This is a genomic window from Priestia sp. 53B2, assembly GCF_056099005.1.
The window spans coordinates 24,413-37,238 of the sequence record NZ_JBLZXA010000020.1 but is presented as its reverse complement, the minus strand read 5'-3'; the positions used below and the strand labels follow the sequence as shown (position 1 = coordinate 37,238).

Below are 12,826 nucleotides of genomic sequence, written 5' to 3'. Positions count from 1 at the left end.
AGAAAGGGTTTTTCTCTTAAGCTAAAATGGCTTGCAGCAAAGCTTTTTGTACATGCATACGATTTCCAGCCTGCTGAAAGACAACAGAATTTGGGCCGTCAATAATGCTTGCTGTTACTTCTTCTTCACGATGCGCAGGCAAACAGTGCAGAAATAAATAGTCTGACTTAGCATAGGCAGCTAGTTCTTCATTTACTTGATAAGGAGCAAATATTTTCAAGCGCTGCTGTGCTTCTTCTTCCTGTCCCATACTTGTCCATACGTCTGCATAAATAGCATCGGCATTTTTCACAGCCTCTACAGGATCTTTTGTAATCATAACCTTCGCACCTGTTGTAGCAGCTATTTCATTAACATAAGCTGTTACAAAGTCTTTTGGCTCATAACCATCAGGGCATCCAATTGAAATATCTATCCCCATTTTTGCACATGCAATCATTAACGAATGCGCTACATTATTTCCGTCTCCAACATAAGCTACTTTTAGCCCTTTAAATGATTTCTTGTGCTCGTAAATCGTTAATAAATCAGCTAGAGCCTGACAAGGATGATAATCATCTGTCAAACCATTAATAACGGGAATAGATGCGTAATCTGCAAGCTCTTCGATCTTGCTGTGTTCAAACGTACGAATCATTATAGCATCGATGAATTCAGATAGTACGCGTGCTGTATCAGCAATCGTTTCTCCGCGTCCAATTTGTAAATCTTGGCTGCTTAAAAAGAGGGCGTTTCCTCCAAGCTGCATCATTCCTGCTTCAAATGAGACTCTTGTTCTTGTTGAAGATTTTTCAAAAATGAGCCCCAGCGTTTTTCCTTTTAACGATGTTACGATTTCACCATTTTTATGCTTTTCTTTCAGCTCGATGGCGCTCTCCAAAAGTGACATAATATCGTCTGATGATAAATCTTTAAGCGTAAGCAAATCTTTTCCTTTTAAATTGGTATTTACCGATACTGTACTCATGATACTGTCACTTCCTTTTTAGTTTTTTGAAACCATTCTTGTAGTGATGAAACCTGATATTCATCGACTTGGAACGATTGGAAAAATAGCGAAGCCGTTTCTGCCTCCGTCATGACCATCAAACCATGTTTTAACGCTGACATACGGCTTTCTTTATCTTCAGGCTGTAAGCTTACGTATAATAACGCTTCTTTCGTTTTCACCCATTCACTAACTTCTTTACCTTTAACAAGAGTTAAGCCCGCGCTTTGCACAAGTGCTTCAAGACCCTGCGCTTCTCCGTTGATATACACTTCCGCAGCACCTTTTTTACTTAACACATACTGATGGAATACTTTTTTTGCTGCTTCTTCAATCGTTGAAGAAATCGCAATTCCTTCACCAGTTGACTTCATTTCCGGTCCCACAAGAGGATCGACTCCTGATAATTTACTTGTCGAAAATACTGGAAACTTAATGGTTGTGTAAGCTGGATCTGGCAATAAACCTAGCTTTTCACTAATTTCCGACAATGATTTCCCAAGCAATATTTGAGTTGATAGCGAAACAAGCGGCGTGTTGCACACTTTACTTACTACTGGCACTGTACGGCTGGCACGCGGATTAACTTCCAGCATGTAGACTTCATCGTTGTAAATAACATACTGGATATTCATAATCCCTTTATATTGAAGTTTGTTTACAATTTTTTGAGCGTAACTCACCATTTTTTCTTTATGTGCTGCTTCTAATGTTTTGGCTGGTAAAAGCGCGTAGCTGTCTCCTGAATGAACGCCGGCTTTTTCAATATGTTCAACGATTGTCGGAATCAACACATCTTTTCCGTCTGCTACCACATCAACTTCTGCTTCTTTTCCAGGGAAGTAAGCATCAATAAGCATTGGGAAATGAGAAGCTTTAATAGCCGGTAAACAAGCCTGAAGCTCTGTTTCGTTTTGAATTGTCAGCATTCCTTTTCCCCCAATTACGTAAGAAGGACGAATGAGTAATGGGAATCCCATATCTTTTGCTTTTTGTACAAGTTCTTTAGCGTCTTTCGCCATTTCACCTGGAATATGAGGAATATTGCAGTCATCTAATAGCTTATAAAACAGGTCACGGTCTTCAAATGCATCAATGACATCATTTGTAATCCCTAGTAAATTGACGCCAGCTTCTTCTAGCCCTTTAACAAGCGAAATTGCCGTTTGACCTCCGTATTGAACAATTACATCCGTCACATTTTCAGCATCAAGAACATTTAATACGTCTTCTACTGTTACAGGTTCGAAATATAAGCGATCTGCTACTTCAAAATCCGTACTTACCGTTTCTGGATTATTGTTAATTAAAATCGTTTCGTATCCTTCTTTTTCAAGAGCTAGCACACCGTGTACAGAGCTGTAGTCGAACTCTACTCCTTGCCCGATACGAATTGGTCCAGAACCGATAATCGCAACTTTTTTATTCGTTGATGGTTCAATCTCACTTTCGCCGTAGTAACTAGAGTAGAAATAAGCCGTTGAAGATTCAAACTCCGCTGCACATGTATCCACCATTTTATAGCTTGGCGTAATATGTAGTGCTTTACGTTTCGCTCTTACGTCAAGTTCTGGCACATTCCATACGTTTGCTAGATACGCATCTGTAAAACCATGCTCCTTTACTTGTTTAAAGTGTTCAGCTGTAATGGAATCAAAACGTACTTCTTTTAAAGAGGCTTCCATTTTAATCAGCTGTGCAAAGTGTGTTAAATAGAAATAATCAATTTGTGTTACTTCATGGATATACTCAGGCGTTGTGCCGCGGCGTAAAAGCTCAAGGATAACAAAAATACGCTCATCGCTTTGTTCGCCTAGCTTGCTTTTTAATTCATCCGTTGAAATTTCTTGCAGTTCTTCTACTTCTAATCCTTGTAAGTCAATTTCTAAAGAAGATAATGCCTTTTGGAAGCTACGTGTAAAGTTACGGTCAATAGCCATTACTTCTCCAGTTGCTTTCATTTGTGTACCAAGCGTTCTCTCAGCGTAGAAAAACTTGTCAAACGGCCATCTTGGAAATTTCACTACTACATAGTCAAGAGCAGGTTCAAAGCTTGCATACGTGTCTCCTGTCACAGGATTTAATAACTCATGAAGCGTGTAGCCTACCGATAGCTTTGCAGCAATTTTAGCAATCGGATAGCCAGTTGCTTTTGATGCAAGAGCAGACGAACGGCTCACACGCGGATTTACTTCAATTAGATAGTACTGCTTGCTTTTTGGATCAAGCGCAAACTGAATGTTGCAACCTCCAATAATGCCAAGCGATGAAATAATTTTAACTGAAGCAGAGCGAAGCATTTGATATTCCACGTCTGTTAACGTTTGAGAAGGAGCAACTACTACCGAATCTCCAGTATGGACGCCTACGGGATCAATGTTTTCCATATTACAAATTGTGATGCACGTATTGTTCACGTCACGCATAACCTCGTACTCAACCTCTTTAAATCCAGCGATGCTTTTTTCAATTAAGCACTGAGTAATAGCACTTTCACGCAAACCTGACGCTGAAAGCTTTTCAAGCTCTTCCATAGAATGAGCAATTCCTCCGCCCGTTCCGCCTAACGTATAAGCAGGACGTACAATAACAGGAAAACCAATTTTCTCGGCAAAAGCTAACGCTTCTTCTACTTTTGTGACAACTTCACTTTCCGGCACCGGTTCATTCAGTTCATTCATCAATGCACGGAACTCTTCACGGCTTTCACCTTTTTTGATTGATTCAATCGGTGTTCCTAAAAGTTTCACATCGTATTTCGGCAAAATGTTTTGTTCATGAAGCTCAAGGGCTAAGTTTAAACCCGTCTGTCCACCTAATGTGGCTAACAAACCATCCGGCTTTTCTTTTGCAATAATTTTCTCCACGCAGTCTACTGTTAATGGTTCAAAATAGATTCGATCTGCTACGTGAGTGTCCGTCATAATGGTAGCTGGATTATTATTGATTAAGATAACTTCATAACCTTCTTCTTTTAATGACAAGCATGCCTGAGTTCCTGAATAATCAAATTCTGCTGCTTGCCCGATTACGATTGGTCCTGATCCGATTACTAAAATCTTTTTTAACGTTTGGTCTTTAGGCATATACTTTTCCGCTCCCTACTTGCTGTACTTTCGTCATAAATTCATCAAAGATATACGTGCTGTCACTTGGTCCAGGATGTGCTTCTGGATGGTATTGAACCGACATAACAGGAAGGTCTTTATGCATTAAGCCTTCAACCGATCCGTCATTCACATTTTTAAATCGAACGTTTAATGGCGTAGATGTAATCGTCTGTTCGTCTACGACATAGCTGTGGTTTTGAGACGTCATACACACTTTGTTATTTGTTAAATCAATTACAGGCTGATTAGCTCCTCGGTGACCGAACGCCAGCTTTTTGGTTTGTGCCCCAAAAGCGAGCCCAATTAACTGATGTCCAAAGCAAATTCCCAAAGTTGGATACGATGAAATAATTTCTTTTAATTCATCCAGCTGACTGCTCACTTGAGTTGGATCTCCAGGTCCGTTTGATAAGACAATGCCATCCGGCTGCAGCTCTTTTACTTTTGAAGAGCTTGTAGAATAAGGAACAACTGTTACTTTGCACTCTCGATTTAACAGCTCTTGTAAAATTGATTTTTTATAGCCAAAGTCCATTAATACAACGTGTTTTTCACCGTTTCCGTAAGTAACAGGCTCTTTTGTTGATACTTCTTTTACTACATATCCATCGCATTCAGCAGTAAATGCTGGCGGCTCAGCAGATGTCGAAAAGGCAGATTGCATCGTGCCTTCTTTTCGAATTCGTTTTACGACCGCTCTCGTATCCACATGTGTAATAAGCGGAATGTTCCATTTCTTTAAATATTGTTTAAAGCTGTACATCGCTTCGTAATGGAACCCTTCATCTGAACATTCGTATACGACAACGCCTGCTACGTGAGGCTTTTTGCTTTCATAATCTTTTTCATTGATACCATAGTTCCCAATTAAAGGGTACGTAAAGACGATAATTTGATCTTTGTAAGATGGATCAGTCACAACTTCTTGATAACCAGTCATTCCAGTAAAGAAAACAATTTCTCCTTCTGCCTGGTGCGTTGCTGTATGTTCAATGTGTCCGGCGAACGAATCGCCGTTTGCTAAGTGTAAATATCCGTTCATTGTGCATCCCTCTTCGAATAATTATTTATAAAACAGAATTTTTATACAAATATATTCAAAAAAATTTGTATTATGAAGTAATTTTTGTTTGGCTAAACGCTTCTTCAATGATATGAATCGCTTGGTCCAACTCTTCTTTTGTTACAGTTAAAGGCGGCAGCAATCGTACTACGTGCGGTCCTGCTCCCAGTGCTAGCAATCCTTTTTGACGCATAGCTGCAAGCAATGCTGACTGATGTTCTCCGCATTCAATTCCAATCATAAAACCTTTTCCACGAACATCGGTTACAAATGAATAATCTGCTACACTATTTTTCAAAGCATGGGTAAAATAAAGGCTTTTTTCTGTAACCTCTGCCAAAAATGCTTCATTAAAAATAATGTTTAAGGTTGCTTTGGCTGAAGCTAATGCAATTGGGTTTCCTCCAAAGGTTGTTCCGTGAGTACCAGGTCCAAACGCTTCTTTGAGATAGCCTTTTCCAATCATCGCACCAACCGGCATTCCGCTTCCTAACCCTTTGGCTGCTGTAATAATATCTGGTGAAACGTTAAAATGCTGATAAGCAAATGGTTTTCCTGTTCTGCCGATTCCAGTTTGCACTTCATCGACTATAAACAGTGCTTCGTGCTTTTTACACAGCTCTTGAATGGTTAATAAAAATGCTTCGGTTCCTGGAACCACTCCGCCTTCTCCTTGAATGACTTCAACCATAATTGCTGCTACGCTATCGTCCATTTCTTGTTTTAATGCTTCTTCATCATTGTATGGCACGTAAACAAACTCATTAACAAGAGGACCGAAGCCATCATGAATTTTCGCCTGCCCTGTAGCTGTCATTGTAGCAAATGTACGTCCATGAAATGATTTTGTAAACGTAATAATTTTGTGTTTTTGTGTGTACTTGCGCGCTAATTTAATCGCCGCTTCGTTGGCTTCTGCACCGCTGTTAGAGAAAAATACTGCATCACCGTTTGAGTGTTCCACAAGCTTACCTGCTACGTCTTCTTGAATCGATTGATGAAATAAATTTGACACGTGCCACACTTTATTTAACTGCTCTTCGACCGCTTTTTGAACATCAGGATGACGATGACCTACGTTACAAACAGCGATACCTGAAATAAAATCTAAATACTCATTTCCTTTGTTATCTATTAATTTTGTTCCTTGCGCCTCTTCCACATGGATATCAAACCGTTGATATGTTGGAAACAATGAACTCATCGCTATCTTCTCCACCTTTTCCACTATATTTAATTGCTGTACCAATCAGCTTTCCTTCCTTATCTAAAAATCCATCAGTTCCGCTAATAATATGAACTTCTTCAAGCAAAGGAGATAACGCATTTACCGCTGATGTTACTTTCGGAATCATTCCGCCGTAAATTACTTTTTCTTCAATAAGTGCATCAATCTCTGACTTTGTAAGCTCAGGAAGCAATGCTCCATCCTTTAACACACCTTTTACATCCGTTACAAACATCAGCTTTTCAGCATTTACTGCTTGTGCAACGGCTCCGGCCGCCACGTCAGCATTAATATTATAGCTATTGCCTTCTTCATCGGCTCCAATGGAAGAAATAACTGGAATATACTGACTGTCAGTTAGTTGTTTTAGTAATGTATCATTTACGCCTTTTACTTCTCCAACGTAACCTAGACGTTCCACATCAATTGCCTCTGCTTTAAGCAATAATCCATCAATTCCTGATAGTCCTACCGCTTTTAAGTTCGCTTTTTGTAGTTCTTTTACAAGCTGCTTATTAACCTTGCCTGCTAATACCATCGTCACCACTTCTAATGCTTCTTTGGACGTTTTTCGAAGCCCATCTACAAATTCCGTTTCAATATGAAGTTCGGTAAGCGTATCTTGAATATCAGGCCCGCCTCCGTGCACAACAATGATCTGATATCCACTCGCTTTTAACTGCTGAATACTTTCAAAAAAAGCGCTTGTTAACTGATTGACAATGCTGCCTCCGCATTTTACAACGACGATTTTTTCACTGCTCATTTCACTCTCTCCTTACGTTCGATAACTGGCATTGATTTTGACATAATCGTAAGTCAAATCGCAGCCCCACGCCTTGCCAATTCCATTTCCCTGCTGCAAGTCAACATAGACTTCGACCGTATCATTTTCTAGATAAGCCTTTGCTTCTTCTTCACTAAATGAAACAGGCTGACTGTTTTCTAACATCTGGATATTGCCTAACGAAACATTCACTGTTTCTGGATTAAGCGCTACTCCGCTGTACCCAACTGAACAAATAATTCGTCCCCAATTAGCATCGGCTCCATACATAGCCGTTTTCACTAGGTTCGAGCCCACAATTTGTTTAGCAATCACATTTGCTTCTTCGTTTGTATGAGCACCAGATACGTTTACTTCAATTAGTTTTGTTGCTCCTTCACCGTCGCGTGCAATTTGTTTGGCTAAATCTTCACACGTCAAGCGCAGTGCTTCATAAAACGAATTCCATTCAGGATGATCTGGTGTAAGCGACTGATGATCAGCTTTTCCATTTGCTAAAACAACAACCATATCGTTGGTTGACGTATCACCATCCACTGTAATTTGATTAAAGCTTTTATTTGTAATAGAACCTAGCGCATCTTGTAGCACTGAAGCCTCAACCTTAGCATCCGTTGTGATAAAGCTAAGCATCGTAGCCATATTTGGGTGAATCATACCTGATCCTTTCGCTGTGCCTCCAATGGTAACTACTTCACCATCAATCTTTGTTTCATAGCAGGCTGACTTCATCACTGTATCTGTTGTTAAAATAGCCGTTTGAAATTCTTCTGCTTTTTCTTTGTTCGACGAAGGGCTTAATAACCCAATACCTTTAACAATTTTTTTCATATCTAGAAGCTCTCCAATTACGCCTGTAGAAGCTACCGCTACATGATGAGGTAGAATATTAAGCTTTTCTGCACATGTATTTCGCATTTGGTATGCATCTTTTAATCCTTGTTCTCCAGTACATGCATTTGCACATGCGCTGTTCACAACGATCGCTTGCAGCTTCTGCTCCACCGCTACACTTTCTTTTGTAACAGCTAAAGGCGCTGCTTGAAAGGCATTAAGCGTGTAAACAGCTGCGCAATTAGCTGGCACGTCGCTTACAATAACTCCTAAATCTTTTTTAGCATAACGTAAACCAGCGTGAACGCCATCTGCTGAAAAACCTAGCGGCGTTACAATTGTACCGTTCTCTATTTTCTTTATCTTTTCTTTCGTTTGTTTAACCGTAATCACTATACGTTCCCTCCTGCTTTTATCGTGATTAGTGATGCTGTGCCTTTATGGGAAGACAGGCAGTAGCCCGATACCCGCTTGCTGTTCAAATCCCATCATGATATTGGCATTTTGAATGGCCTGACCGGCTGCCCCTTTAACTAAGTTATCAATGACAGAAACAATCGTGACACGCTTTGTTCGTTCGTCAAATGCAACACCGATATCGCAATAATTTGATGCACTTACTTCTTTAGTAGACGGAAATTCACCAGCTTTTCGAACGCGAACGAACGGGGAGTTTTGATATGTATCTACATATAGCTGATGAAGCTCTTGTACTGAGCTCACTTCAGAAAGTTCAGCGTATATTGTACTCATAATCCCTCGCGTCATTGGAACTAAGTGCGTACTGAACGTAACGTGGCCAATTTCCTCATCCCACTTTTCTAAAATAGATTCGATTTCTGGGATATGCTGATGTTGATTAACTTTGTATATTTTCATATTTTCATTGATTTCAGCATAATGAGCCATTTGCGAAAGACCGCGTCCTGCTCCTGAGATTCCGGACTTTGCATCAATGATAATAGAGTTTGATTTCACCATTTGTTTACTAACGAGGGGAGCTAGCCCAAGCAGTGTAGCTGTTGGATAACAACCCGGGTTCGCAACGAACGTGCTGCTTTCGACTTCGTCTGCAAACCATTCTGATAATCCATACACAGACTGTTGTAAAAACGCTTCGGCTGCAGCAGGCTTTTTGTACCATTTTTCATAAAGCGCTTCTGTTTTTAATCTAAAATCTCCAGATAGATCTACCACTTTTATTCCTTCTTCTACTAATTGAGGTACAAGTTTGCTAGAAACACCGGACGGAGTTGCTGTAAACACTAAATCTAATTCTTCAGCCATATTCTTAGGGTTTATATCTTGCAGTGTATATACAGTATTAGAAAGGTGAGGATAAACTTCTGCTAGTTCCATCCCATCCTGAGAGGATGAATAAACTGCATAAACATGAAAATGTGGGTGATTCGCTAACAAACGAATCAGTTCTACTCCTCCATATCCTGTTGCTCCAACAATTCCTACCTTGTATTCTTTCATTTTAAAACTCCTTTTTCCACGTATCTATTTGAATTATTTATCATTATAATACCGTATAAAAATAAAATCAAATGAATATTTAAAAAATCCAACACTTTATTCTATATTTTTAAACATTTTTATTTATTCATAAGTTTTTATTTTTATAACTATCTTTCTATTTTTGTTTAGAAATTGTTCACAGATAGTTTTGGAAAACACTGGTTGTTTTTGTGTATAATAAGAATATCGATCAAAATGATCCGTATGACATTTTTTCATACGGCTAGTGGACGTACAGCATATACAGACTGTTCTAACTTAATAGATTAATAAGTAACAGTCGCAAAAATTTTAATTAAAAGGTGATAACATGATGAACATCACAACGGATTCTTTTTCAAATGAGCTGCAGCAATTTTTTATGAACTTTGATTATAAAATTTCGTTTAAAAAAGGTGACTTTCTCTTTCAAGAAGGTTCACCTTCAACTCATTTATTTTTTATTACTTCTGGAGCTGTACAAGTAGGTAAAGTGACGCCGGAAGGACGTGAACTGACGCTTCAGCTGGCGAGTTCAGGAGACTTAATCGGGGAAGTCATGCTGTTTTGCGGATCTACTCCCCATATGCTTCAAGCAAAAGCTATTGAACATTGTACGGCAATCAGTATTCAAAAACGGGTGTTAGAAAACGAACTAGCACAATACCCTGCTCTTTCTATGGAGTACATGAAGTGGATGGGACTACAAATTAAGCGAATGCAGACAAAATTTAGAGACTTAATTCTAAATGGAAAAAAAGGTGCTCTCTATTCTACTCTGATCCGCATGTCTAATAGCTTTGGAGTAATGAAGCCAAATGGTATTTTATTAAACGTAACGTTGACAAATCAAGAAATCGCCAATCTATGCGGGACATCTCGAGAAGTGGTCAATCGCATGCTTGCTGAGTTGCGAAAAAACGAAGTGATTTCAATGGCAGATGGAAAAATTATCATTCATAAGCTTTCTTTTTTAAAGAAAGAAATAGACTGTGAGGACTGCCCTGTGGAATTGTGCAGAATTGAATAAGAAAAAAAGCCATCGTTGATGGCTTTTTTCTTATTGAACACCTAATGCAATTTTAGCGTAGCGCGTCATGCGATCTTTATCCCATGGCGGATTAAATGTGATATTCACTTCTACATTTTCTACTTCTTCAAGAGAAATTAATTGTTTTTTCACCTGTTCGCCAATCACACCAGCCAGCGGGCAGCCGATAGAAGTTAACGTCATCGTCACGATAACCGTGTTGTTTTCTTCCATTTCTACACCGTACACTAAGCCTAAATTTACGATATCAACGCCAAGCTCTGGATCAATTACTTCTTCTAGTGATTCCATGATTTTATCTTCTAACTGTTTATCCATATTCATTCTCCTTTCTTTTACTTCCGTAATTATCTTCACGTATTAAATATACCCTGAAACAATTTATCGTAAGCAATCAATAACTATGTCTTACACCGTAACAAGACAGCTTTTGCATGTCAATCGTTCTGCTTTGCTCCTAAGGAAAAGTTGTGTAAAATATGGGAATACAAGCATGAATATTAGTAGAATTCAATATAATCGTATAACTACTTCAATTTAAAAGGAGCCCTATATGAGAAACGATCAACACTTAATCGCCTTAGATCTGGATGGAACATTGTTAACGAATGAAAAAACCATTTCACCTATAACAAAACGGGTATTAGAAAAAGCCAAACAAGAAGGACATATTGTAATGATTGCAACTGGAAGACCTTATCGTTCCAGTGCTATGTATTACAGCGAATTAGATTTATCCACGCCTATCGTAAACTTTAACGGAGCGCTTGTCCATCACCCCCTTCAGCCTGATTTCGGCACGCATCACGAACCTTTAAACCGCTGCACTGTCCATGACATTGTGACAGCTATGCAAGACTATCGTATCAACAATATCATGGCAGAAGTACAAGATGATGTGTATCTTCATTTTGAAGATCGAAAATTAATGGATGTACTTAGCCTAGGGGATCCTAAATTACAAACGGGTGATTTGCGTCATACGCTACAGCACGATCCAACGTCTATTTTAATTCACGCAGATGAAGAACATGTACAAGATATACGCTCTCACCTTTCAGATGTTCATGCAGAAGTACTAGAACATAGACGCTGGGGAGCACCTTGGCATGTGGTTGAAATTGTAAAAAAAGGACTTAATAAAGCTGTAGGTCTTGAGCGCGTAGCTAATCATTATCAAATTCCACGCGAACGAATTATTGCGTTTGGAGATGAAGACAATGATTTTGAAATGATTAAATTTGCAGGACACGGTATCGCCATGGAAAATAGTATTAACGAATTAAAGCAGCTAGCGCGTGAAGTAACAAAATCGAATGAAAATGATGGTATTGCTTATTATTTGGAAAAAACGTTAAATTTATAACTTAGCTTTTTTTGAAAAGCAAGGTAAATTTTTATCGCTATCATTTTTTTTATTTAGCACACACTATAACCGACACTTCTTAAGGTGTCGGTTTTATTTATATTACGAGGAGGAATTTATGATGGGCAGAGGCAATCGATCAAAACGTTTTGTGAAACAAGGTGCAGACGCAGTTCAAAAACATGATGAACGAATTCCTTATCATATGACTATGGCAGAGGCAGAAGCATTTCAAGCTCAGCAGCGCCAAACTCCTCATGGAGGACAGTAACTTATGAAAAATTCACTTTTTGGTCAAGTAAAAGATGCGATTCGAAATGCAGTATCCGGCCATTCAGAAGATCAGCTTCACCGTCAAAAGCACGGCAATGGTGAGCTTGATATTTCAGAAGGCGTATTAAATAGTATTGCTTCTAACGCTTCTCCTGAGGAGCAAGAGCAGTTGAAGCAATTCCAAAACTCATTGCATCAAGCGTATGATACAGATGGAGAATCACATTCACAAGAGAAAAGCGCAGACATTACGTCTGATACGCTGTCTCATATCGTTCAGAATGCTTCTCCTGAAGAGAAGGCACAGCTTGAACAGCTTCAAAACACTTTAGAAGGCGGTCAGTCTCACGCTCACGGTAAAGCTCACATGTCCAGTGAAAGCGTGGCAGCTGATATATTATCTCATGCACAGCAAAATGCTTCTCCTGAAGAAAAGAGCCAGCTTGAACAGCTTCAAAGCACTTTAGAAGGCGGTCAGTCTCACGCTCACGGTGAAGCTCACACGTCTAGTGAAAACGTAGCAGCTGATATGCTGTCTCATGCGCAGCAAAATGCTTCTCCTGAAGAACAAGCTCAGCTTCAAGAGCTTTCTAATGACTTAAAAGGTACACATTAATACAAAA

General features: G+C 39.2%; 12 protein-coding genes. 4 read left to right on the top strand and 8 right to left on the bottom strand.

Annotated features, from left to right (window positions below; translation table 11 throughout):
* Positions 1–16 precede the first annotated feature (16 nt).
* The 7 genes from argF to argC all read right to left on the bottom strand — a co-directional run bounded on the left by argF (position 17) and on the right by argC (position 9,492).
* Entirely contained in the window at positions 17–967 is a 951-nt protein-coding gene (argF, locus tag ACN6NE_RS14380) for an ornithine carbamoyltransferase (protein ID WP_129706228.1), read from the bottom strand.
* A complete protein-coding gene (locus ACN6NE_RS14375; RefSeq protein WP_474325729.1) occupies positions 964–4,074 on the bottom strand; it encodes a carbamoyl phosphate synthase large subunit in 3,111 nt (1,036 codons plus the stop codon). Before ACN6NE_RS14375 ends, argF begins: the two co-directional genes overlap by 4 nt.
* Positions 4,067–5,140 (bottom strand): carbamoyl phosphate synthase small subunit, encoded by a 1,074-nt coding sequence (locus ACN6NE_RS14370; RefSeq protein WP_013055390.1) that lies wholly within the window; start codon positions 5,138–5,140, stop codon positions 4,067–4,069. The genes ACN6NE_RS14375 and ACN6NE_RS14370 overlap by 8 nt, the downstream gene beginning before the upstream one ends.
* 70 nt (positions 5,141–5,210) lie before the next feature.
* On the bottom strand, positions 5,211–6,365 hold the full coding sequence (locus ACN6NE_RS14365; RefSeq protein WP_474325728.1) for an acetylornithine transaminase: 1,155 nt from the start codon (positions 6,363–6,365) through the stop codon (positions 5,211–5,213).
* Positions 6,331–7,155, bottom strand: coding sequence for an acetylglutamate kinase (gene argB / locus ACN6NE_RS14360; RefSeq protein WP_129706222.1), 825 nt, complete (start codon positions 7,153–7,155; stop codon positions 6,331–6,333). Before argB ends, ACN6NE_RS14365 begins: the two co-directional genes overlap by 35 nt.
* A 12-nt stretch (positions 7,156–7,167) precedes the next feature.
* The gene (gene argJ / locus ACN6NE_RS14355) at positions 7,168–8,403 is read right to left on the bottom strand and encodes a bifunctional ornithine acetyltransferase/N-acetylglutamate synthase (RefSeq protein WP_129706220.1); all 1,236 of its coding nucleotides are present in this window, start codon (positions 8,401–8,403) and stop codon (positions 7,168–7,170) included.
* Between the two features lie 45 nt (positions 8,404–8,448).
* The gene (gene argC, locus ACN6NE_RS14350) at positions 8,449–9,492 is read right to left on the bottom strand and encodes an N-acetyl-gamma-glutamyl-phosphate reductase (RefSeq protein ID WP_129706218.1); all 1,044 of its coding nucleotides are present in this window, start codon (positions 9,490–9,492) and stop codon (positions 8,449–8,451) included.
* A gap of 352 nt (positions 9,493–9,844) precedes the next feature.
* Between argC and ACN6NE_RS14345 the strand changes: the two genes are divergently transcribed.
* A complete protein-coding gene (locus tag ACN6NE_RS14345) occupies positions 9,845–10,543 on the top strand; it encodes a Crp/Fnr family transcriptional regulator (protein WP_129706216.1) in 699 nt (232 codons plus the stop codon).
* Positions 10,544–10,573: 30 nt separating this feature from the next.
* Here the strand turns inward: ACN6NE_RS14345 and ACN6NE_RS14340 are convergent, their stop codons facing one another.
* Positions 10,574–10,882, bottom strand: coding sequence for a metal-sulfur cluster assembly factor (locus ACN6NE_RS14340; protein ID WP_013055384.1), 309 nt, complete (start codon positions 10,880–10,882; stop codon positions 10,574–10,576).
* Between the two features lie 235 nt (positions 10,883–11,117).
* Here ACN6NE_RS14340 and ACN6NE_RS14335 point away from each other — a divergent pair, with 235 nt between their 5' ends.
* The 3 genes from ACN6NE_RS14335 (at position 11,118) to ACN6NE_RS14325 (ending at position 12,819) form a co-directional block, all read left to right on the top strand.
* On the top strand, positions 11,118–11,930 hold the full coding sequence (locus tag ACN6NE_RS14335) for a Cof-type HAD-IIB family hydrolase (protein WP_129706214.1): 813 nt from the start codon (positions 11,118–11,120) through the stop codon (positions 11,928–11,930).
* Positions 11,931–12,048: 118 nt separating this feature from the next.
* Complete coding sequence (locus ACN6NE_RS14330) at positions 12,049–12,201, top strand: hypothetical protein (RefSeq protein ID WP_013055382.1); 153 nt, start codon at positions 12,049–12,051, stop codon at positions 12,199–12,201.
* Between the two features lie 3 nt (positions 12,202–12,204).
* Positions 12,205–12,819 (top strand): DUF3813 family protein, encoded by a 615-nt coding sequence (locus ACN6NE_RS14325; RefSeq protein WP_129706212.1) that lies wholly within the window; start codon positions 12,205–12,207, stop codon positions 12,817–12,819.
* The last annotated feature ends 7 nt before the right edge of the window (positions 12,820–12,826 follow it).

What these genes read in the sequence shown, in the direction of transcription:
- argF (WP_129706228.1), bottom strand. Translation starts at nt 967, where the DNA reads ATGAGTACAGTATCGGTAAATACCAATTTAAAAGGAAAAGATTTGCTT.
- ACN6NE_RS14375 (WP_474325729.1), bottom strand. Translation starts at nt 4,074, where the DNA reads ATGCCTAAAGACCAAACGTTAAAAAAGATTTTAGTAATCGGATCAGGA.
- ACN6NE_RS14370 (WP_013055390.1), bottom strand. Translation starts at nt 5,140, where the DNA reads ATGAACGGATATTTACACTTAGCAAACGGCGATTCGTTCGCCGGACAC.
- ACN6NE_RS14365 (WP_474325728.1), bottom strand. Translation starts at nt 6,365, where the DNA reads ATGAGTTCATTGTTTCCAACATATCAACGGTTTGATATCCATGTGGAA.
- argB (WP_129706222.1), bottom strand. Translation starts at nt 7,155, where the DNA reads ATGAGCAGTGAAAAAATCGTCGTTGTAAAATGCGGAGGCAGCATTGTC.
- argC (WP_129706218.1), bottom strand. Translation starts at nt 9,492, where the DNA reads ATGAAAGAATACAAGGTAGGAATTGTTGGAGCAACAGGATATGGAGGA.
- ACN6NE_RS14345 (WP_129706216.1), top strand. Translation starts at nt 9,845, where the DNA reads ATGATGAACATCACAACGGATTCTTTTTCAAATGAGCTGCAGCAATTT.
- ACN6NE_RS14340 (WP_013055384.1), bottom strand. Translation starts at nt 10,882, where the DNA reads ATGGATAAACAGTTAGAAGATAAAATCATGGAATCACTAGAAGAAGTA.
- ACN6NE_RS14335 (WP_129706214.1), top strand. Translation starts at nt 11,118, where the DNA reads ATGAGAAACGATCAACACTTAATCGCCTTAGATCTGGATGGAACATTG.
- ACN6NE_RS14330 (WP_013055382.1), top strand. Translation starts at nt 12,049, where the DNA reads ATGATGGGCAGAGGCAATCGATCAAAACGTTTTGTGAAACAAGGTGCA.
- ACN6NE_RS14325 (WP_129706212.1), top strand. Translation starts at nt 12,205, where the DNA reads ATGAAAAATTCACTTTTTGGTCAAGTAAAAGATGCGATTCGAAATGCA.